This window comes from Streptomyces sp. SAS_272 (assembly GCF_052543235.1).
Window position 1 is genome coordinate 40,195 of the sequence record NZ_JBMNDR010000009.1, and the last position, 20,034, is coordinate 60,228.

General features: G+C 69.4%; 20 protein-coding genes and 1 pseudogene. 6 read left to right on the top strand and 15 right to left on the bottom strand.

The genetic code is table 11. From position 1 onward, the window contains the following. Positions 1–129: 129 nt before the first annotated feature. Together ACN6LD_RS08690 and ACN6LD_RS08695 are read left to right on the top strand one after the other, a co-directional pair. Positions 130–576 (top strand): hypothetical protein, encoded by a 447-nt coding sequence (locus ACN6LD_RS08690; protein WP_445034267.1) that lies wholly within the window; start codon positions 130–132, stop codon positions 574–576. Between the two features lie 323 nt (positions 577–899). Further along, entirely contained in the window at positions 900–1,538 is a 639-nt protein-coding gene (locus ACN6LD_RS08695; protein ID WP_445034266.1) for a nucleotidyltransferase domain-containing protein, read from the top strand. Between the two features lie 149 nt (positions 1,539–1,687). On the opposite strand, the gene ACN6LD_RS08700 is transcribed toward ACN6LD_RS08695, so the two are convergent. The 10 genes and pseudogenes from ACN6LD_RS08700 to ACN6LD_RS08745 form a co-directional block, all read right to left on the bottom strand. Then, positions 1,688–2,227, bottom strand: a complete 540-nt coding sequence (locus ACN6LD_RS08700) for a D-glycero-alpha-D-manno-heptose-1,7-bisphosphate 7-phosphatase (RefSeq protein WP_445034265.1) — start codon at positions 2,225–2,227, stop codon at positions 1,688–1,690. Positions 2,228–2,279: 52 nt separating this feature from the next. Next, a complete protein-coding gene (locus tag ACN6LD_RS08705; RefSeq protein WP_445034264.1) occupies positions 2,280–3,257 on the bottom strand; it encodes an NAD-dependent epimerase/dehydratase family protein in 978 nt (325 codons plus the stop codon). After that, entirely contained in the window at positions 3,254–3,742 is a 489-nt protein-coding gene (gene rfaE2, locus ACN6LD_RS08710) for a D-glycero-beta-D-manno-heptose 1-phosphate adenylyltransferase (RefSeq protein WP_445042846.1), read from the bottom strand. Before rfaE2 ends, ACN6LD_RS08705 begins: the two co-directional genes overlap by 4 nt. 12 nt (positions 3,743–3,754) lie before the next feature. Continuing rightward, positions 3,755–5,221 (bottom strand): annotated as a pseudogene (locus ACN6LD_RS08715) (PfkB family carbohydrate kinase); the annotation flags it as partial. Between the two features lie 83 nt (positions 5,222–5,304). Next, positions 5,305–6,687, bottom strand: coding sequence for a GDSL-type esterase/lipase family protein (locus tag ACN6LD_RS08720; RefSeq protein WP_445034263.1), 1,383 nt, complete (start codon positions 6,685–6,687; stop codon positions 5,305–5,307). 87 nt (positions 6,688–6,774) lie between these two features. Further along, the gene (locus ACN6LD_RS08725) at positions 6,775–8,490 is read right to left on the bottom strand and encodes a carbamoyltransferase family protein (RefSeq protein ID WP_445042847.1); all 1,716 of its coding nucleotides are present in this window, start codon (positions 8,488–8,490) and stop codon (positions 6,775–6,777) included. A 69-nt stretch (positions 8,491–8,559) separates the two neighbouring features. After that, positions 8,560–9,684, bottom strand: coding sequence for a glycosyltransferase family 9 protein (locus tag ACN6LD_RS08730; protein ID WP_269649355.1), 1,125 nt, complete (start codon positions 9,682–9,684; stop codon positions 8,560–8,562). A gap of 41 nt (positions 9,685–9,725) precedes the next feature. Then, complete coding sequence (locus tag ACN6LD_RS08735; protein ID WP_445034262.1) at positions 9,726–11,009, bottom strand: hypothetical protein; 1,284 nt, start codon at positions 11,007–11,009, stop codon at positions 9,726–9,728. Beyond that, positions 11,006–12,313 (bottom strand): cytochrome P450, encoded by a 1,308-nt coding sequence (locus ACN6LD_RS08740; RefSeq protein ID WP_445034261.1) that lies wholly within the window; start codon positions 12,311–12,313, stop codon positions 11,006–11,008. The genes ACN6LD_RS08735 and ACN6LD_RS08740 overlap by 4 nt, the downstream gene beginning before the upstream one ends. After that, positions 12,306–13,418, bottom strand: a complete 1,113-nt coding sequence (locus ACN6LD_RS08745) for a radical SAM protein (RefSeq protein WP_445034260.1) — start codon at positions 13,416–13,418, stop codon at positions 12,306–12,308. The genes ACN6LD_RS08740 and ACN6LD_RS08745 overlap by 8 nt, the downstream gene beginning before the upstream one ends. A gap of 655 nt (positions 13,419–14,073) precedes the next feature. Between ACN6LD_RS08745 and ACN6LD_RS08750 the strand changes: the two genes are divergently transcribed. The 4 genes from ACN6LD_RS08750 (at position 14,074) to cutA (ending at position 16,274) form a co-directional block, all read left to right on the top strand. Continuing rightward, entirely contained in the window at positions 14,074–14,640 is a 567-nt protein-coding gene (locus tag ACN6LD_RS08750; protein ID WP_332112914.1) for a phosphotransferase family protein, read from the top strand. Positions 14,641–14,737: 97 nt separating this feature from the next. Beyond that, positions 14,738–15,313: a peptide deformylase gene (locus tag ACN6LD_RS08755; RefSeq protein WP_445034259.1), complete on the top strand. Its 576-nt coding sequence runs from the start codon at positions 14,738–14,740 to the stop codon at positions 15,311–15,313. 126 nt (positions 15,314–15,439) lie between these two features. Further along, entirely contained in the window at positions 15,440–15,613 is a 174-nt protein-coding gene (locus tag ACN6LD_RS08760; RefSeq protein WP_445034258.1) for a DUF6087 family protein, read from the top strand. Positions 15,614–15,947: 334 nt separating this feature from the next. Further along, the gene (gene cutA, locus ACN6LD_RS08765; RefSeq protein WP_119581078.1) at positions 15,948–16,274 is read left to right on the top strand and encodes a divalent-cation tolerance protein CutA; all 327 of its coding nucleotides are present in this window, start codon (positions 15,948–15,950) and stop codon (positions 16,272–16,274) included. Positions 16,275–16,408: 134 nt separating this feature from the next. Here the strand turns inward: cutA and ACN6LD_RS08770 are convergent, their stop codons facing one another. The 5 genes from ACN6LD_RS08770 to ACN6LD_RS08790 all read right to left on the bottom strand — a co-directional run bounded on the left by ACN6LD_RS08770 (position 16,409) and on the right by ACN6LD_RS08790 (position 20,005). Next, positions 16,409–16,966: a GNAT family N-acetyltransferase gene (locus tag ACN6LD_RS08770; RefSeq protein ID WP_445034289.1), complete on the bottom strand. Its 558-nt coding sequence runs from the start codon at positions 16,964–16,966 to the stop codon at positions 16,409–16,411. A gap of 8 nt (positions 16,967–16,974) precedes the next feature. Beyond that, positions 16,975–17,856, bottom strand: a complete 882-nt coding sequence (locus ACN6LD_RS08775) for a phosphotransferase family protein (RefSeq protein ID WP_119581079.1) — start codon at positions 17,854–17,856, stop codon at positions 16,975–16,977. Between the two features lie 72 nt (positions 17,857–17,928). After that, positions 17,929–18,396, bottom strand: a complete 468-nt coding sequence (locus ACN6LD_RS08780) for a gamma-glutamylcyclotransferase family protein (protein ID WP_445034257.1) — start codon at positions 18,394–18,396, stop codon at positions 17,929–17,931. A gap of 155 nt (positions 18,397–18,551) precedes the next feature. After that, the gene (locus tag ACN6LD_RS08785) at positions 18,552–19,355 is read right to left on the bottom strand and encodes an aminotransferase class IV family protein (RefSeq protein ID WP_445034256.1); all 804 of its coding nucleotides are present in this window, start codon (positions 19,353–19,355) and stop codon (positions 18,552–18,554) included. A gap of 176 nt (positions 19,356–19,531) precedes the next feature. Beyond that, positions 19,532–20,005 carry a TrmO family methyltransferase domain-containing protein gene (locus tag ACN6LD_RS08790; protein ID WP_445034255.1) on the bottom strand — a complete coding sequence of 158 codons (474 nt, stop codon included), beginning with the start codon at positions 20,003–20,005 and terminating at the stop codon, positions 19,532–19,534. Between the last annotated feature and the right edge of the window lie 29 nt (positions 20,006–20,034).

A 20,034-nucleotide genomic window follows, 5' to 3' on the forward strand; every position in this document is an offset into this window, starting at 1 on the left:
CGCGCGTACCTGTCCGAGACCCGATTCGCCTTCACCGGTCTGACGGGAAAGGAGGCAACCCTATGCATCACCCGCGCAGTGGCAGGGTGGGCAAAGGCGTCAGGCTGGCGGAGCAGATGGGAAGCGCCAATGCGCTACATCGACCCGCCTCGCCAGATGAACGGGGGCTGCCGCATCTACTGGTCGCCGCCCTGGTCCGCCTACCTGGATCTCCGCCTGGTTCGCAAGGAGGCCCCTCCGGTCGCCGTGGAGATCGACCGCGAGGACGACAGCACCGCCGTGGACAAGCTCCGCGACGAGGCCCTCCGGGGGCGCCCCGCACTGTGGATCCGCTGGCACGGTGCCCTGCGTGCCGAGCTCCCTGCCGGTGTCGCCCGCCTGCACCTACCGACGCGGTCCAGCCGCTCTCCCGTCCGGTACTCGCTGACTCCCGTCACCAGCGCAGCGGCGATCGCCCTCGGCGAGGCCGTCACCCCCGCGGACCGAGCGGACGCCCTGCACCGGGACCAGCAGCGGATAGCGGAGGAGAAGCATTCTGCCGCCCTCCCCCGGGACCTCGGTCCCATTCGGTGCTAGGGGGTTTCAGCACAATGATCCGAAAATTACGACCACAGTGCGCGTAGAGGAAAGCGCCGACGCGGGGCTCGACACGGCGACTTAATTGCACAGAACGTCGACCTGGTGGCGCCACAGCGTGCTCTGACCTTCCGCATACGCGACAGTTCCCCGAGCAACGCCTCCGGGCATGGCCAGCGCGGGAAGTCACAGGGTAGGGATCGGTTCTTCCAAAGTGACCAAGGAGATCAAGCGATGCAGGCGTATCCGTCCTAGTAGCGGGCCTGGTTCCAGTGCCGACAAAAGGCCGTACCCGGGTGGGGTTGCGGCAGTAGGTTGTGCCGATGGCCGAATCCCTGCCGCCCGGTGGCGCCGTGCTCGATGTGGACGAAGTGGAGGCCCGTTGGGCGGATGCCTGGCGTCCGGAACAAGTCGCTGAGCGGTTGGACGGGGTCGGCGCGCCCTGGTGCATCGCGGCAGGGTGGGCGCTGGATCTGTTTCGCGGAGAACAGTCTCGGCCGCACGGCGATCTGGAGATCGCGGTGCCCGCGGCCAGGTTCCCGGAGATTCGGCACCGCTTCCCCGAGTACGTGTTTGACCCGGTGGGTTCCGGGCGGGTCTGGTCAGGGGCGGGAGCCGAGGCGCTGGCGGCCACGCACCAGACCTGGCTGCGGGATCCAGCGAGCGGCCAGTTCCTGTTCGACGTCTTCCGCGAGCCGCACGAAGGCGAGACGTGGCTCTTCCGGCGGGACGAGAGGCTGCGGCTGCCGTACGACGCGATCATTGAGCGAACGGCGGACGGAGTCCCGTACCTGATACCGGAGTTGGTGCTGCTGTTCAAAGCCAAGGCGACACGCCCCAAGGATCAGGCGGACTTCGCCGGAGTGCTGCCGCTGCTGGGACGGGCGCGGCGGGATGTCCTCAGTGGGTGGCTGACGCTCGTACATCCCGGGCATCCGTGGCTGGAGGAACTGGCGCGGTGAGTGGCGCGGGCCGCACCAGTGGATGGCCAAGGACCATCCCGCCTGCGAGGACTGGCTGACAGAGCACGTCCTGAAAGGAGGTCGCCCGTGCTCACCACTCGCGCACGTTCTCCGAGCTCGGTGCCGCGGTGGCACGAGGCGCCTTCTCGCTAGCGGCCAGCGAGGAAGCAGCGAAGCACTTGGTAGAGAGTGTCGGAGGTCGTCGCTCGATGCACGCCCGGCGTCACATCGGGCAGCGGCTGGGAGCCGACGAGTGCGGTACGGGTTCCGACCCTGTGGCCGGCGTTGATGTCGCAGGAGGAGTCGCCAATCATCCAAGATGCGGAGAGGTCGAGATCGAGCTCGTGGGCGGCTTGGTGGAGCATGCCGGGGGCGGGCTTCCGGCATGAGCAGACCCTGCGGTATCGGGGCACCGTGCCGTCCGGATGGTGGGGGCAGGCGTAGATGCCGTCGAGCCGGACCCCGTGTCGGGCGAGGAGAGCGCGGAGTCGGTGGTGCATCGCGTCCAACGCTGCCGTGTCTAACAGCCCCCGCGCCAGCCCGCTCTGGTTCGTGACGACAACCAGGGCGAAGCCAGCGTGCTGGAGGGCGCGCAATGGCAAGCCGATATCCGGCTGTAGGACCAGCTCGTCGGGGTGGGAGGGATAGTGGCGCGGCTCGGTGAGGGTGCCGTCGCGGTCGAGGAACACCGCCCGTCGGCGCGGCCGACCAGCGCCTGTTGTCGGGGCGGACGGCGCCGGTTCATTCTGTCTCACTGCTGCGGAAGGTCTCGAATAACTCGGCGGCGCGGGCTTCGATGGATTCGATTGAGATGGTCGGCCGGTTGGGCAGGGCCTTGTCGAGAGCGGTCATGTCAGCGCAGGTGAAGTACTGGTAAGCGGCCGTGCCCGGGTTCGGTACCAGCTCGGCGAGCAGGGGTCGGCCGGTGGCCTCACGGTGCAAGCGGGCGCACCACTGCGCCACGTCTGCGAAGGACGTCGCGTAACCGCCACCGAAGTTGTAGGCCCCAGCCGGCACCGGCGGCTGCTCGGCGAGCTGGACGATTGTGGCGGTGACTGTCTCGACGGGGATGTAATCGCGGGCGGCGGTCAGGGAGTCGTCGAAGACGCGGATCTGTCCAGTGCGGGCGGCTTGGCGCAGGAGTTGGGACAGGATCGAGGCCATCGGGCCCTTATCGGCTTCATCGGGGCCGAAGACGTTGGTATAGCGCAGGCCCACCCAGTCGAGGCCGGTGACGTGGCGGGCGCGCATTTGCTGGTCGAGGGCGAGCTTGGAAGCGGCGTACGGGTTGAGCGGCCCGGAGCAGCGGGAGAGGTCAGAGTCCGCGTCCTCGGCGATCGGTGTGCGGTGGTGGAGGGTGCCGTAGACGGAGTGCGAGGAGGCGTAGATCAGGCGGGCGACGCCGGAGCGGCAAGCGTCGGCCAGCCGGAGCGGGCCGAGGGTGTTGGTCTCGTCCAGCTCAGGTCCGTGCGGAGCGCGGGTGTCGCTGATGCCGGCCTGGTGCACAACGGTGGCGTAGCGGCCCGCCGAGATCTCGCCGAGGAGAGCCGGGCAGGCGAAGTCGCCGCGCTGCCAGCGGGCCTTGCGGGCAAGGTGGTCGGGGGCTGGGCGCAAGTCGATGGCGGTGACCTGGTGTCCAGCGAGGTGGAAGGCGTCCACTGTGTGTCGGCCGATGAACCCGGCAGCCCCGGTGACCAATACGTTGCCTCCGGGGATCATCGGGCACCTGCCTGTTGGGTGAGCTGGTCGATGCGGTTGGTGGTGGAGTGACCGTCCAGGTAGGGCACCACGACGACCTCGCCGCCCCAGCTCTCCACGAGGTCGGCTTCGGTGATCCGCTGGCCCGCATAGTCGCCGCCCTTGACCCAAATGTCGGGGCGGAGCTCGGCCAGCACCTTCTCGGGGGTGTCCTCGCCGAAGACGAGCACGCCGTCCACGCAGTCCAGTGCCTCCAGCAGCGCGGCGCGCTCGCGTTCACCGACGACCGGGCGGTCATGCCCCTTGAGCCGGCGGACGGAGTCGTCGCTGTTGATACACACCACCAGGACGTCTCCCAGGCGGCGAGCCTGGTGCAGGAGGGAGAGGTGTCCGGCGTGCAGCAGGTCGAAACAGCCGCCTGCTCCCACGACTTTCCCGCCGCGCGCTCGTACCCGCGCGGCCAGCTCCAGGGGCGCCGACGGGCCATCGGACTGCGGGACGTACAGGCTGGCGGGGCCGCCTGCTTGGACGTAGCTGGTCGCAGCCTCGACGGCCGCGGCCACGGCGTGTGACGGCAGCCGTCCGGCACCGAGCATCACGGCTGCGGTGACCGCCAGCTGGTCACCGGCCCCACAGGTGTCCCCAGCGGCCGGGCGGCCCGGGACGACCAGGGGGTGGGAGTCGGGGCCTGCAATCAGGACCGCGCCGTTGCGCCCCTGAGTGACGGCGACCTGCTTGACCGGCCACGCGGCCAGAAGCCGCACGCCCCGCCCGACGTCGTCGCCGAGCTCCCGCGGCCCACTGTCCCCCGTCAGGGCCTGGGCTTCGTCCGCATTCGGGACGGCCAGGGCCGTCCCCAGGACCGGCTCGGCCCCCTTGGGGTGCGGGTCCCACACCAGCGGGCAGCGGCGGGCCGCGTCGGTGAGGGCCTGGCGGAGTTCGTCGTGTGCGCCGATGCCACGCCCGTAGTCACACACCAGCACGGCCGCAGCCTCGTCCAGCCGGGCGCGGGCGATGTCCGCAAGCGGGCCGAGCCGCAGCGGGGTGGTGGCCGTGTCGAAGCGGAGCAGGGTGCGATCGGCGACGCGGATACGGGTCTTGACCGGGGTGGTGCCAGCGGCGGCCAGGTCGACGACCTCAACGCCTGCTTGGTCGAGCAGAGTGCGAACCCGGGCCCCAGCGGTGTCTTGTCCAAGACCGCACACCAGGGTGACGCGCCAGCCCGGCTCCCGGGCGGCCAGGACGGCGGCCAGTCCGGCGCCGCCCGGACGGTCGATGGCCTGCGTGTCGGCGATGACCGGTACAGGGGCCTCTGGTGAGAGGCGGTCGGCCGTGCCGGTGATGTCGCGGTCCAGCAGCACGTCACCAACCACCACGAGCCGGCGCATGCCGCCCAGCTGTTCATCGTTGGACGCGGCTGGCCCGACGAGGTGAGCGTCGATGGCTGCGCAAAGAAGGTGCACGGCCACCAGGTGGCACTCCTGGACAGTGGCGGTCTGCTCGGCGTCCACGCACACCGCCTGGTCGCTGGCCTCGGCAAGCGGGTTCGGTGCGGGGCCGGTCAGCGCCCAGACGGTGAGGCCGAGTTCCCGGCCCGCCTGGGCTGCGGCGAGCACGTTGGGGCTGGCGCCGGAGGTGGAGATCAGGAGTAGGACGTCGCCGGGGCGACCGTGTGCGCGGACCTGCCGGGCGAAGACCTCCTGGGCGCCGTAGTCGTTGGCGATGGCGGTCACCGAAGAGGAATCTGCGTGCAGCGCGATGGCGGACATGGGCACCCGCTCGGCGCGGAAGCGGCCGACGAGTTCGGAGGTGAGGTGCTGGGCCTCGGCCGCCGAGCCGCCGTTGCCCGCGACGAGCAGTCGCCCGCCCGCGGGCAGTCGTCCGGCGAGGAGGCTGCCCCATGCCTGGAGGCGGGCGACATCAAGCAGGGGTAACGCAACGGCGAGCGCCTGTATGTGCGCGCGGCCCAGCTGGGGCACGATCAACTCCCTCGAAGGACAAAGTAGACAGCGTCGGGGCGGTTGCCGGGGTGCTGGCGCTCGCCGACCAGCGCCGGCACCCTGAGTGCTTAGGACGCGGCGGGCCGGTAGCGGGCAAACAGCGGGCCGTACGCGGTCAGTGCGCGGTCGCGCTCCAAGAGCGGATAGTCCAGGAGCTTGTCGACGATGCGATGTTCGGCGAGGAGGCGCTCGGCGTGCTGGAGCAGCACGGTGTCGCCGAGTTCGGTGAGGTGGACGCCGTCGCTCCACACGCCGCCTGCCTGATCGTCGGCGGGCAGGTGACGGGCGACAGCGGTGAACGGGGTCCACACGTCCAGGAACAGTGCGCCGTGAGCGGCGGCGGCCTTGCGGGCAGCCTCGTTGTAGCGGGCGAGTTCGGTGTTCATGGCGGCAACGGTCCCGGGGTCCTCGATCGGGCCGAAGGGGGTCTCGCTGATGACGACGATCTGCCGGGAGTAGCCGGTCAGCTGTTCCAGCATGGTGGTGATGTGCCGGGTGTACTCATCGAGGTCGACCGCCTCGGACAGCCGGTTCTGGAAACGACGCCAGACATCGTTGATGCCGCAGCCGAGGAACACGAGGTCGTAGTCGGTGCCGGTGGTCGCCCTGTCAGCTTCCACGAGGGAGGCGATGTCCCGGCTCGTGGCACCTCCCTCGCCGTGATTGCGGATGTCGAAGCCGATGTGGGCGTGGGCGGCGCGCAGGGAGAGCGTGAGGCGGTGCACCCAGCCGCGCTGATGCCAGCCCTCGACGGTGACCTTGGAGCCGACCTCGGGCAGGTTGGCCTGGGTGGTCATCTGCGCGTTGAACGCTTCGAGGTGTTCCATGATGCTCGTCCCGAAGAACCCCACGGTCAGGGTGCGCCGGTCCTCGCTCGCGACGGGGGCGCCGTCGAAGTGGCGGCGCACTGCGGCCGGGACGCCGGCGGCGACCGTGTCGGGGGCGATGCTGTGTGCGACGACCGCGTTGGCCCCGACCAGGACGTTCGCCCCGATGCGGACGCCGCCGGTGACTGTGACCTTGTTCGACAGGGTTGCGCCCGGCTCGATGATGATCGGCGCGGCCTCGAATCCGGACGCCCACGGCACGAGTTGCCCGGTGGGCACGTTCGCGGCGGTGCGTACGCGGTGGTTGTGGTCGTGGAGGTCGACCATGTTTGACAGGGCCGCGCCGTCGCCGAGGCTGATGCCGGCCATGGCGGAGATGAAGGTGTGCTCCCCGATGGCGACGTCGTTGCCGATGGTGACGGTGGCGCCGCGGTGGACCTGGATGGTGGACCCGCGCCGGATGCAGACCCGGTCGCCGATTGTCAGGTGGGCGCCGGTATCGAGCTCGATCACGAGGTCGTCGGGCAGGTCGCAGTCCTCGCCGAGGGTGAGCGCCGTGCCGTGCTGGGCGCGCAGCCGGTCGGCTGCCGGCAGTTCGGAAGGGGCAGGGGTGGTGCTGGTCATCGCGAATCGGTCCTGTTCGCTTGATGCGGATGATGGCCACGGGGCCGGCCCTCAACCTACCGGCCGTGAACGGGTGGTGTCGGACAGTCAGTTCGGCTGCTCCTTGAGTACGAGGAACGGGCCGATGGCGAGTGCGTCCAGGGGGCTGGCCGCGAAGGTGGCGACTGCGTCGCGGGGGGTGCACACGATCGGTTCGGCCTCGTGGTTGAACGAGGTGTTCAGCAGCGCGGGCGGCCGGCCGGTCTGCTCGGCGAACGAGGCGAGGAGGCGCGCGTACGGGGCGGCGTCATCCCGGGCGACCGTCTGCGGGCGCAGCGTTCCGTCGGTGTGGACGGCGGCCGGGATCACCTGGTGCGCGGCCCCGGTCGCCTGCCGGGCGACGATCATGAACGGGTGAGGGGCGCTCGTACCGATCAGGTCGGCCGCAGCCTCCTGAAGGAGGACCGGGGCAAGGGGCCGCCACCGCTCCCGGTGCTTGATGCGGTCGTTTATGTGGTCGCGGGTCCGGGTGTGGTGGGCATCGGCGAGGATACTGCGCCGGCCGAGCGCGCGGGGCCCGGCCTCCATGCGCCCCTGGAACCAGCCGATGGTGCGCCCGAGCGCCAGGTGCCCGGCCACCACGGTCGGCAGGTCGTCGCCGTGGTCGCGAAAGGCCAGGCCGTAGTCGTTGAGGGTCGCGCGGATAGTAGCTGGGTCGAAGGCGGGGCCGAGGGCGGCGGTGGTCATCGCCTCACCGGGCAGCGTCAGGTCGCCGCGCCGCACCGCGACCTCAAGGGCGGCGCCGAGGGCGCACCCGGCGTCCCCGGCGGCTGGCTGGACGAACAGCTCATCTACGCCGCGCAGGGCGGCAAGGCGGCCGTTGGCGGAGCAGTTCAGGCCGACCCCGCCCGCGACACACAGACGCCGGGACCCGGTGAGCGTGAGGACTTCGCGGGCCAGCTCGGCCAGGCACTGCTCCAGCAGGTGCTGCGCCGAGGCGGCAAGGTCGGCGTGCTCGGGCCCAAAGCCCGTGTCGGGCACGACGCGTCCCCCGCTGTAGGTGCGGGCGCGACGGTGGGGCGGGATGCCGAGGCCGGCGTACGCGGCGGCGTACGCGGCCTTCAGACGCCGGTAGTAGCGCAGGTCGGTGTACTGGTCCTCGACCGGTTCGTCGGGGCGGATCCCGTAGCGGGACAGGTCCAGGTGGTAGCCCCCGGCCTGGGGCGTGAGGAAGTCCAGCTGGTAGCGGTTCGGGTTGCCGTAGCCGGCCAGGCCCATGAGCTTGCCGGAGCTGGTCCAGTCCCCGAGCCCGAGGTGTTCGGCGACCGTCTCGTAGAACCAGCCCAGGGACTGGGAGAAGGGGAACTGGCGCAGGACCTTCAGCCCGCTGGTAGTGCCGTGGGCGAGGGTGGCGGAAATGCCGTCGCCGGAACCGTCGACCACCAGGACGGCGGCCTCGTCGAACCCGGCAGGGTGGAACGCCGAGGCAGCGTGCGCGAGATGGTGCTCGATCACGGTGACCTGCCGGGGCCGGTGATGGCCGAACAGGCTGGGGTCGAGGAGTTCGGCGATCAGCTCCATGTCCGTACACGTGTCGCTCGGCTCGGGCCAGGCGGGGTTGAACGCGATGGCGATCTCGTCGACCTGGTCGAGGGTGATGCCGACCTCGGACAGGCAGTACGCCGCGGCCACCGCGCAGGAGCGGGAGTCCTTGTGGTGCTTGCGGCGGGAGAACCGCTCTTCCTCGGCGAAGGCCACGATGCGGCCGTCGATGACCAGACAGGCGGAGGCATCGTGGTAGTACGGGCCGCCCAGTCCCAGCACGGTTCCCAACGTGTGCTCCTTCTCGCAGTCGCCCAACACCCCACGGCGCGGGGCGGGTTCAGACAGTGGTCAGGTCAGGTGGTCGAGGGTGGCCTTGAGGACGGCCGGAACGTCGATGGTGTCCATGCAGCCGCCGACCCCGCCGCAGGCAACCTGGTGGGCGCACGGCGAGCACGCCAGCATCGAGCGCAGCGCGGTCACGTTCGTCACGTGCTTGGGGATGACCTCGGCACCGTTGCTCGGCCCGAGCAGCAGCACGGCCGGCCTCTTGTGTGCGAGCGCGAGATGGAAGCCGAAGGAGTCCCCGGTCACCACCGCGTCGACCAGGCCCGGCAGCGCGGCGGCCTCCTCCAGGCTGAGCGGCGCGTACGCCACCCGGGACTCGTCGGCACCCCGCAGCCGCAGGTGCCGCACCAGGGCCTCGCACGCGTCGCGGTCGCTCGGGCCGCCGAGGACGGCTAGCTGCGCCCCGTGGTCGACGAGGGCGTCGCCGAGCTCGGCCCAGTGCCGCGCCGGCCACAGCTTCGTCGGCAGCGACCCACCCAGATTCAGGCACACCCTGGGACCGGTCCGCTCCCCGAGAAGCCCGGCCGCGCGCCGCCGGGCGGCCTCCGGCACTTCCAGGACGTACGGCTCGCCCGCATACGTGTAGCCGGCGACGGCGAAGTACAGCTCCGTCCACGTCTGCTGGTTGCCGATCGTGCGGTAGTCGTTCCAGGTGTTCTGCCGGAAGAACTGCATCGCCGCCGCGCCCATCGGATACAGGACGTGGTCGGGGCCGCCGAAGGCGAGCCCCGCCTTGTGCCCGGCGTCGATGCGGTCGACCAGCGCCGCCGCGGACGGAGTCCGCTCGAAGGAGTACACCGCGTCGAAACGGCGCGACGGCAGCTGGGCGGCGGCCTCCCAGTCGTGGACGAGGACTTCGTCCACGTACGGGTTCATCCGCAGGATCGGCGCGCACGCCTCGTCCACCAGCCAGGTGATGTGCGCGCCGGGCTTCTCGGCGCGAATCCGCGCGGGAAGGGGGGAGGCGATCAGCATGTCCCCCAGCAGGCCGAGCATCACGATCAGGACCCGGTGATCGACGGGGTCGTGATGCGGGCAGCCGTGGCACGGGCGCCAGTGGCGGCAGGGTCTCCCGCCGGCGAAGTGCCGGCAGTCCGAGTGGATCTCGAACGTGTCCACGGTGTGCACGGGGCCAAGGAAGGCGCCCCGGACAGGGAGTTGCTCCGGACTCACACAGCACCCCCGGCTCCGACGGCCGAAAGAGCAACGCGCAGGACCTGCTCGTCGGCCCCGTCGCCCTGGTGCGCCTCCACCAGGGCGCGCGTGCGCGCCGCCACGGCGGCCGGGTCGCGGCCGTCGCGCAGCACGGCGGTGAAGATGTCGGTGAGCTCGTCGATCCCCGCCGCGTCCATCCCGGCCCAGGACACCTCCTGCAGGCCCAGGCGCAGCCCCGCCGGGGCGGTGATGTGCGGCAACGGGATCGCGTTGACGACGATCCCCGCCTCGAACAGCCGACGGGAGGCTTCCTCGGCGGCCAGCAGCGAGGCGATGTCGATCCACAGCTGATGGCAGTCGGTGAACCCGCCCTTCTCCCCGCACACCGTGAACCCGCGCTCGGCCAACCCTGCTCCCATACGGCGGGCATTGGCGACGGTGGCCGCCGCGTACGCGGCGCCGCAGGCGTCCATCTCGGCGGCGGCTACGGCCAGGGCAACGACGTCGGCCGGATGGTGATGGGAGACGAAGTGCGAGGCGTGCTCATCTAGCCGGGCCGCGAGCTGGGCGTCGTTGGTGGCCAGCAGTCCCTTGTGCGGGCCCGGGTAGGTCTTGTGGGTGGAGCCGCCGAGGCTGTCCGCGCCCTCCGCGAGCGGGTTCTGCCACGCCCCGCCCGCGATCAAGCCCAGCGTGTGGGAGGCGTCGTAGTGGATCAACGTGTCGGGGCCGACCACCTCGCGCAGCCCGGACAAGTCCACGGGGAACAGGCACATGAACGCGTCCAGGTACACCAGTTCCGGACGCGGCTGGCCGCCCAGCAGACGGGCGAGGGCGTCTAGGTCGAGGGTGGACGTGGCCGGGTCGACCGGCAGATCTTCCATCTGCAGGCCCAGCCGGGTACCGATGAAGCGGGTCGAGCCGTGCCCGCCGTCGCGCTCCACCAGATTGAACGCCCTCGCCCCGGGGCAGGCCAGCGCGGAGAGCGCCACCGTCAGCGCCGAAACCCCCGACACCGGCTTGAGGTTCACGTGGCGTGCGCCCAGCTGCGCGCCGATCCGCACGGCCGCGGCACGCTCGATATCGACCAGATCCTGCCGTCCCGGCCACGCCCAGTTCTCGCCTCCGCCGTCGGGGCCGGGAAAGGCGTACCGCACGGCGGCCTCCGTCAGGTGCGGCACGCGGGCTGCCAGCGACAGCCCATTCTCGCTCGGCACAAGATGCAGCCGGTGCCGGGCAGCGTCGTGGTGGGCTGCCGCCTGCCGCAAGGCGGTAAGCGCGTCGGGCGGGGTGCGGGTCACGAAGCGATCTCCTGACGGTCGAGGACGAGCGGCACCGCCGTGAGTGGGGCCTTGGCCGGCCGGTAGCGGATCCGGCTGGGCGGCCCACCGGGCAGCCGCGGCACGCCCTGGTGAAGGACCGAGGCCATGACGGTGAGAGCCATCAACTCGGCGAGCGGCCGGCCCAGGCAGGCGTGCGCGCCGCCGCCGAACGCCCACAGCCGCGCCCCGCGGGCGTCGCCGTCCAGGAACCGCCGCGGTCGGAACGTATGCGGCTGCGGGAACACCTCGGGGTCGAAGTGCCCGGCCGACGTGGAGTACGCCACCCGGGTACCGGCCGGGATACGGTAGCCGCCCAGGTCCACCGGGCACACCGCCTCCCTCAACGAGAGCAGGTTCGGTGAGTGCAGACGCTGAGCCTCGGCGAGAACCGCCCGCAAAACGGGCACGGCATCCCGCCGCGCCAGCACCTCCGGCGTAGCCACGGCCACGTGCGCCTCCGTCTGCGCGAGCACCGCGTGCTGCTGGTTGCCGGCCAACTCGACCAGGCACCAGGTGATCAGGCTCGCCGTCGTCTCCCTCGCCGCGATCAGCAGCGCCAACAGGTGATCCGGCAGCGGGCCCACCGCCTGTGACGCATCCGCGAACGCGGCCACCAGACCTGCCAACGCCGAGTCCGTACCAGGCTCGGCGACAGCCGCAGCCGCCCGGCGGGTGAACAGGGCGTGCAACCGCCGACGGGCTGCACGCCCCGCCCAGTACCGGCCGGTCATGAACCGGTCCCGTCCTGGCGGAGCGCCGGACCCGGCGACGAACGGCTCGAACACGGCGGCGAACACGGCCGCGTCCGCCGTCTCGGGAGCGATGCCGAGCAGTACCCGAGCGCTCAAAGAGCCGGTGAGCGACCGCACCTCCGTGTACAGATCTCCCACGCCGTGCTGCGCCCACCGGGCTGCTATTGGATCCGTCACCTCCAGCAGGGCTGGCAAGTAGCCAGGCAGCGCCCGGCCCGACAGCGCCGGCCGCAGCCTGCGCCGGGCCTCTGCGTGCCCCTCACCAGTGAGGTTGAACAGGGCGCGGCCGAACAGGTCATGCACCAGCGGGGTGTTGAGCACCTCCAGACAACCGCGCTCGCCGGCGAACAGCTCAACCAGCCCCGCCCAGGTGCCCACCAGCACCGTCTCGTGCCCGTCGACCGCCATCCGAAAGACCGGCCCGTGCCGACGATGTCCTTCCTCCAGGGCCCCCAGCGGGTCCAGGTCGAAACTTCGCACCGTGTGGTGCGGGGGTAACCCGCAGGCCGCCGCGGCGGCCTGCTCAGACACCCGACCGCTCCAGAACGTCCAACTGCCGGGCCGCGCGGGCGGTGACGGCCGCGTGGTCGATCCCGGCCACCTCCAGTGGCGGCTTGCACGCGCAGTCCTCGGGCAGGTCGTCGGCCTCGCCCGTTTCTCCGAACCGCATCAGCGCGTCCACCACCTGGTCCGCGCAGACCGGGCAGGCGTCGGGGAACACCGACTCGAAGTCCGTCCCCCGCAGGTTCACGCACGCTACCCGCACCGCGAGCCGCTCATGGACCCGGCGGATCGCCTCCACCACGGTCCACAGGTTCGGCGGCGTGTACTGCCCGGCCTGCCACAGCTCCCACGCCACCGTGTTCCGCGACACCCGTGTCGGGCACAGCGTCATCCCCTGGACCCCGAGCCCGGTCAGGTAGTCGACCGACTGCACCACGTCGGTCACGGCCTCGCCGTCGGTCAGGAACGGCGGCTTGACCATCAGGTAGATCTTCGGATCCACTCCCAGGCCGGCCATCACCATCAGCGCTCGTTCGAAGGAGACCTGGGAGATCCGGGTGTTCACCAGCGTCTCGCGCACCAGCGCGTCTGCGGACTGCAAACCGATCCCGATCTCCAGCCGCACCTCGCCCAGGGCCTGGACGAACGGGGTCAGCGCTCGCTCGGTGACGAACTGCGGCAGCGACTCCACCACCAGCCGCTTCACCCCGGCCGCCGCGACCAGCCGGGCGATCTCCACCTGGACGTTCCGCGGGATCTCCCGTGGGGCGAAGAAGCTGCCGTCGTTGTAGAGGGAAAGCACCTCGTACGACGGCTCGCCCTCGGTCCGTTCCAGGGTGTGACGTACCTGATCCAGCAGACTCTCGCGCGAGGTCCCGCCGTGGATGCCGTAGTTGTTCAGATTGGTGAAAGGGCACATCGTGCAGGTCGGCACCGAGCAGCCGCCCGACATGACGATGACCTTCTTACGGCCGACAACGTCACCGTGCGGCAACCGGATCATGTCGTAGTCGACGAACCGAGGCTCCGCCGGCTTCTGCGTCCCCGAAGTGCGTAACTGTAAGGACAGATCACCGATCCGGCGACGCAGGTCCTTCACCGTCACCGGCGAGTCGAGCGCGTGCTCAGGCATGAGGAGCCCCCTTGATCCCCGGTCGATCAATCGGGCCTGCCCGCGGACCGGAAGCGCGGCGCAGCCGTCACGAATCCTCAGAAGAGCCGAAGATTCAATGCTTGGGAAGACGGCCTCGAACCGCCAGCCCATTGGGTGTGAACCGGACAGACGACAACACTGCGATACGCAACGCCCGCGCATCCGAATGTGGAGGACGCCGATGGCCTAGAAGTTGTAGCGATGGAGGAACACACGCTCGCCTTGAGGGTGAAGAAGGCACCGGCACACTCGACGAGTGAGCAGAGCGGATTCCACTGGGTAGCCGACGGTCCGCCGTGAGCGGCGTGGACAGCATGACGGGGCCTCCCAGGGGACGACGAATCAATCCACTTGCCGCCTATGACCGCGACGACCCGGGTGCCCGTTGCCGGACTCCGGCGAGTCTATCTGGCTTGTGCGGCAAGGGCCATGTGACGAAAACCGCCTGGCTCATCGGCGCACCGCTGCTGACCGCCGCCGTGGCCAGCGTCCGCGTCTGGCACATCGGCGGCACGAGCCGTACATCCTCAAGCACTACAGCGACCCTGCCCGTGCCGCCAACGAGGCCGCCGCTCTCGCCCTCCTCACGCACCACCGGGTCCCGAGCCCCCGCCTGCTGCATGCTGACATCGAAATGCAGCCGGCCTGGACCGCCCAGAGCGTCGTCCAGGCCGAGCCCGTCCCCGCCGACCGGTTCCTGGATGAACTCGCCGGTCCCCTCGCCGCAGTCCATGCCATCCCCGGAACGCACTTCGGGCGCCTCGCCGGAGCCACCCGCCACCACACCTGGCGCGACTACCTCCACGACCGCCTGAACCTGTACACAGCCACGGCACCCGATCTCGTTACCGTCGCAGCAGCCCTCCGCCAAGACCTCGACCGAGTGAATCTCGACATCGAGCACCGGCTGCTCCACCACGACCTTCAGCTCGGACACCTCGTCCGCGTCCCAGAGGGCCCACGTGTACTGCTGGACTGGGAACTCGCCGCTTTCGGCGACCCGACGTCCGACCTTGCCCGCCTCGCCGTACGTCTACGCCTGCTCTCACCTCAGCCCGTGCTCACCCATGGGCCCGCTCCAGCCGACCAGCGACGCCTGGAGCTGTACTGGCGTCTCCACCTCCTCGCCGATGCAGCTCTGGCCACCAACCCCGAAGTCCAGGCACACGCCCTGGCCCTCACCACCGGCACCATCACATGATGTGAAACCGCGGGCCCGTCATCGGCCGTCGAGGCCGAAACGAGCCGCCTCGTAGCACACCACGGGGCAGAATCCCGATGACCGTCCACGAAGGGGGATGATCCGAGTGCGACCCAGCCAACAGATGCGCGACCTCGGCATCGTCCAGTACGGCGCCCCCATCCTGGCCGAGCCCGGCCGCTCCTTTGGACTCCCGGACGAGCGGAAGCAGGCCGACGCCGTCGTCGGTCAACTCCTCGACGCCATGGAACGCATCCGCCGCGCACACGACTTCTCCGGCAAGGGCCTGGGCCTGGCCGCCCCGCAAATCGGCATCGACCGGGCCGCAGCCATCGTCACGCCGCCCGGCGCCGATCCGATCATGCTCCTCAACCCTCGTATCACTTCCGCATCCGACGAGATGGACGAGAAGTTCGAAGGCTGCCTGTCGTTCTTCGACGTACGGGCCCTGGTTCCCAGGCCCCTGCGGATCACCGTCGAGGCGGTGACGCTGGACGGCAGCACCACGACCACGGTCTACGAACGGGGCGAAGCCCGGCTCATCGCGCACGAGATCGATCACCTTGACGGTCTTCTGCTGCTGACTCGGATACGGCCCGGAATGACCCCGATCCCCGTCGAGGAGTACCGCAAGACGGCCGAAGCCACCGGCCGGGCCTGGTCATATGAGTAGAAGAGGCAGGGCATCACCGTGGGCAGGCACGCCCGTCCCGGACTGCCGGACCAGCCGTCCCGCGCGGCCCCTAGCATCGACCCCGACGACCCACTCGCTCCCTACCACCGGCGCAGGTGTGCACCGATGGACGTCTACCGCCGACACCGGCCCGTCTGCGGCGGGGCCACCCACGTGCGGCCGGAGGAACCGCGGGTCCTGGAGCCCTGGGACGGCTTCGCATACGTGCCCGAAGGCACCGCGCCGAACCTCGCGGCCTCTCAAGCCTGGGCGGCCGGCGGACCGGCGCCGGGCGGGTAGGTCACCGGCTCGATCGGCCCAGGCAGAGCTGGGATCTCGGCGACGATCGCCTCGCTTCAGACACAAATCCGGACCATGGAAACGTTGAGGATTGGCCCGGCTGCAACAACCCGGCCGAACTGCGCATTCGGCTCGATGTGGCGCTCGAGGAGAACGTGGAACTACTCGCAAAGCTCGCCGAGCCCCTAGCCGAGAACGAAGCCAGGATCCACGCCACATGCACCGAGTAGCTCGTCCGTAAGGAGTGCCTGTGCTACGAATCATGAGGCGTGGAGGATTGGAAGATGGGCTGGATAGTGTCGAGGTACGCCGACGAGGAAGGCAGGCCAGTTGCATGGCGGACGAGATCGTTGTCGCACAGACGACCATCGACGACGAGGACAAAGCGATGGTCCTGGCGCGAGGCGCAGTCGAGAACCATCTAGCCGCCGGCGCCCACATTGACCCGCCGTTGACCGCGGTCTACTGGTGGAAGGGAAGGATCGAAACCACCCGCGAATGGCGGATCTCATATAAGACGTCCTCCGATCGTCTGCCGGAGCTTGAGACTTGGGTGGCCCAGGAACACACCTATGAGGTTCCGGAGTGGGTCGTCCTGCCAATTGTTGGCGGGTCCGACGCCTACCTGTCGTGGGTGGTCGACGAATCGACCGCAAAGTAAGCCGGAGGATGAGCGTCCGGTTGCTTTTGACGACGCCGGGTTGTTCGCCGACCGGCCGACGTCCGCGTCTGAGCCACGGCATCGGGCGGCAATGCGGCTCCCCTTTTTGCTAACCCCAGGGTTCGGAAGGAGTCCTACACCGGCGTGGTGGACTGCCACTCTCGATCGAGGATCGCGTGCACTACGGAGTCCCGCCATCTGCCAGCTTTCAAAACGTGCTCGCGGATCACTCCTTCCTCAACCATCCCGACAGCCGCCATCGTCTTGGCCGAAGCGTCGTTAAGACGAGACCGCGCTCCCCAAATGCGGTGAAGGCCCAAATCGTCGAAGCCGACGCTGAGCAGCAACCGCACCATCTCCACGCCGTATCCGACGCCCCAGGCATCTGGACGCAGCGCGAAGCCCGTGGTGGCTGCTCGCTGCTGATGCGGATCGGCAGCGAGACGGCCGAACCCGATCAGCTCGTTCGTGTCCCGTTCGATGACGGCGAGAGCGTATTCGATGCGCGGAGTCGCCCTCGCCGAGGCGATCGACCTGGCCACCATCTGGGTCACCTCTTCACGGCTACGCTGTTCGAACGACAGGTGCTCCGTAGCTTCGGGGCTGCCGTAGATGGCCAGCACCGCATCCACGTCCTCAAGGGCGAGTTCACGCACAGCAAGGCGTGGGCCAGAACGTCCGACCGGATGCATGGAATACATCACATGATCCCTTTCCAGCTCCAGGGACGCGGCTCGGCACGGCCGCGCAGGCAGTCGACGCGGTACTGTGCCTCGGCTTGCCACACCGGGCGCGTTGCGGCGTGCTGGGCCGCATAGGTGGTCATGCGCAACTCACGGGCTCCAGCGAGGAGGTCATACCCCTCCCACTGTGTGACGTCCATGCCGTACGCAGCACAGAACTCGGCATACTCCGCTGCGGTGACAGTACCGGTCGTGGACACCTTGACCGCGATCGAGACCAGATCCCATTCTGGCGGCCCGACGGAGGCCCGCTCGAAGTCCAGCAGTACCGGCCCGTCCGTCGTACGTACGACGTTGCCCACCCACGCATCACCGTGTACGACACACTCGGGCAGGCCCTGGGGCCGGCGCTCCCACTGCTCGCGAAGTTCCGCATGCCGGTCCCGCAACCAGGCGCGATCGTCCTCCGACAGCGACGTGGCCGCCTGGATCCGCTCAGACACCCGGACGAACGGGTCCAGCCGGTCGAGCGGCAGGTCCGGCACCGGCAATGGGTGAAGTTGCTTCAGCAGCGTCACGACGTCCATGACGTTGGCGATCTCGTGCGGCGGGAGCTCGGCCCAAAAGGTCACGGGCTGGCCTCCAGCCTCGATGGGCTGCTCAAACGGCAACGCTCGCACGGCCGACACTCCGTTGTCGGCGAGCCACCGGGCCACGAGGACCTCACGCAAGGCTGCCTTCCACTGGCCAGCGCGGGCGATACGGACGATTACATTGCTGGCGAGACGCCAGATCTCATTCTCGGCGAGGCGGACAGGCTCGGCGCCTGCGGGGTCGAAGTCTGCAAGAGCGCAGGCTTCTTCTAATACGGCACGGGCGGGTACAGCCGAGATCGTCATATCAGCAAGGTAGTCGTGAACCGCTTGTGCTGGTGAGGGTTGCAACGCCTGACCAGCCTGGCGCCGGACTGCCTACTCGCCCTTGGGCTCGCCTGCGGCCAACCTCGAGCCGATCCGGGCACACCGAGCGGCGTAAGCCTGAAGATGCAGACTCTCGAATTCGGCTCGGTCCCAGTCCTCTGGCCGCACCTCCCCGTCCGGCCAGATGTACGCCAACCCGTTGCCGCCGGTCGAGAGAGCGACCTCCCGCAACTCGTACCGGTTGTCCTCGAACGAGTCGAGCAACGTCCATTCCTGGTCGGTCAGGTCGGTGAGCAAGAGGCCGGCCGCGGCGGTTCCGGGCGCGGCAACGAGTCCGGGATAGACCCGGCCTTCGAGCACGGCAGCGCGCCACCCCGGTGCGGAAGCAAGAATGTAGGCCGGTACTCGCCCCAACAGAGCTTCGAGGACGACAGCGAACTGAAGCGTGCCGTAAACGAAGAGCTCGCCAGGCGCATCGGAGAGGCGATCGAGACGGCTGGAAGGCTGGACCAAGGTCATGCCTGCAAGGTAGTCGTGATCCGGCGGCACGGGTATGCCGTCTCCTCCATGTGACAACGGGGGTCGCATTGTGGACTGGCCGCACGTGACTCGCCTGGGATGGGCGTCCCGTCCGGGAAGCCGCGCATCGCAGGGCCAGCCGCTCGGCGGTACAGCTACAGGGTCTCGCCGGGGATGGACAGGTACCTCTCGCGGAGCGCGCTCAGCACGGGGTGAACAGTCGGCAGTTCCTTGTCGTCGATCGCCGACAGGGCGCGTACCCCGATGCTGGTGTTCGTCGCGAAGGCCGCCGCCATGCGCTTGGCCTGGTCGAGAGTGACGGGGACAGTGCGGTGCTCAACGCCGTTGGTGTGCTTCTGGAGGAGGGCCATCGTCACGCCGGGCAGCACGGGTGCCTGCGGCCACACCACGGTCCCATTGCCGTCAATGAAGGCGACGTTCCAGGTGCCGCCCTCGCTCACGAGACCGTCGCGGCCGACGAACAGCGCGTCACCGAACCCCGCGCGCTGCGCTGTCCCACGAGCGTGCAAGGCACCGAAGAGACCGACGTGCTTCACCTCGGGCAGGTCGCGCTCGTACGGCACGCTCATGGCGCGCAGCGGTTCCGGGGGCAGAGCTCCGGCACCCCGCACGGACACCATGATGTGCGGCTCGTCAGCGTCGGCCGGGTGCCCCATCTCCACCTTTGGGTCGTAGATCGTGACGCGGACGACGCACGGGGTGCTCTGCCCCTCCAGGGCCCGGCGGACGTACACGCGAACGAGCGTGGTGTCCAGATCCGCGCCCCACACGGTCTTGCAATCCCGGACGAGCCGTTCCATGTGCAGAGAGAGGCCCCGGATGCTGCCATCGCCATCGACGCGCATAGACGTGAACTGACCGAAGTTGGTCAGGGCCAGGGGGAGCAAGTCGTCTGCGGACACCGGCTTACCATCGAGAGTTGCCATGCGGCCCAGCATGTCAGGACCGTCCGCTTCTGCGGCCCCCCGGTCACTCACCGTCTCCGAGCTGGTCACCAACGCCGTCGAGCACCGGACCGGAGACGTGGGACCCCGGGTCCACCACCACGGACAGCAAGGTGCGGATCGAGGTCACTGACGACATCCCGACCCCAGCCGATCTGCGGCGCCCCCCTTCACTCCTTCTCTACCCAGTAGTTCTCCAGCATCTCGCCAGGCCACGCGGGCTCGTGAACCGGGCCGCGCGGCCCCATTTCGATGAAGAACGGAGAGAGGTCGTAAATTCTTGTACCGACCACGGCGTCCAGGTCGGTCACCCGCAGACGGAGGCCGTCGACTCCCAACAGGCGAGGGAAGGACTGCGCGAGCTGGTTGGGGCGCCGGTGGTTGCGGTGCGCGAAGGTGCCTGTTGCCGGCCACCGCGTGTTCCCGCGCGGGCTGCGGGCGTGGTATTCGACGTCGCTCGGGGACGCTTGGTCGAAGTGCCACACGACCACCAGATGAGAGAATTCCTCCAGGCCCTGCACAGAGTCGAGCGGAAACTCATCCTCATCGAGCTGAATTACCGACTCGACGCCACCCCAATAGTCATCGGCGACCTCCGTACGGCCCGCGACAACCTCCCCGATCGGTTTGATCTCCAAAGCCATGGCCCAGCCTTTCGACTCCGTCTCAACGA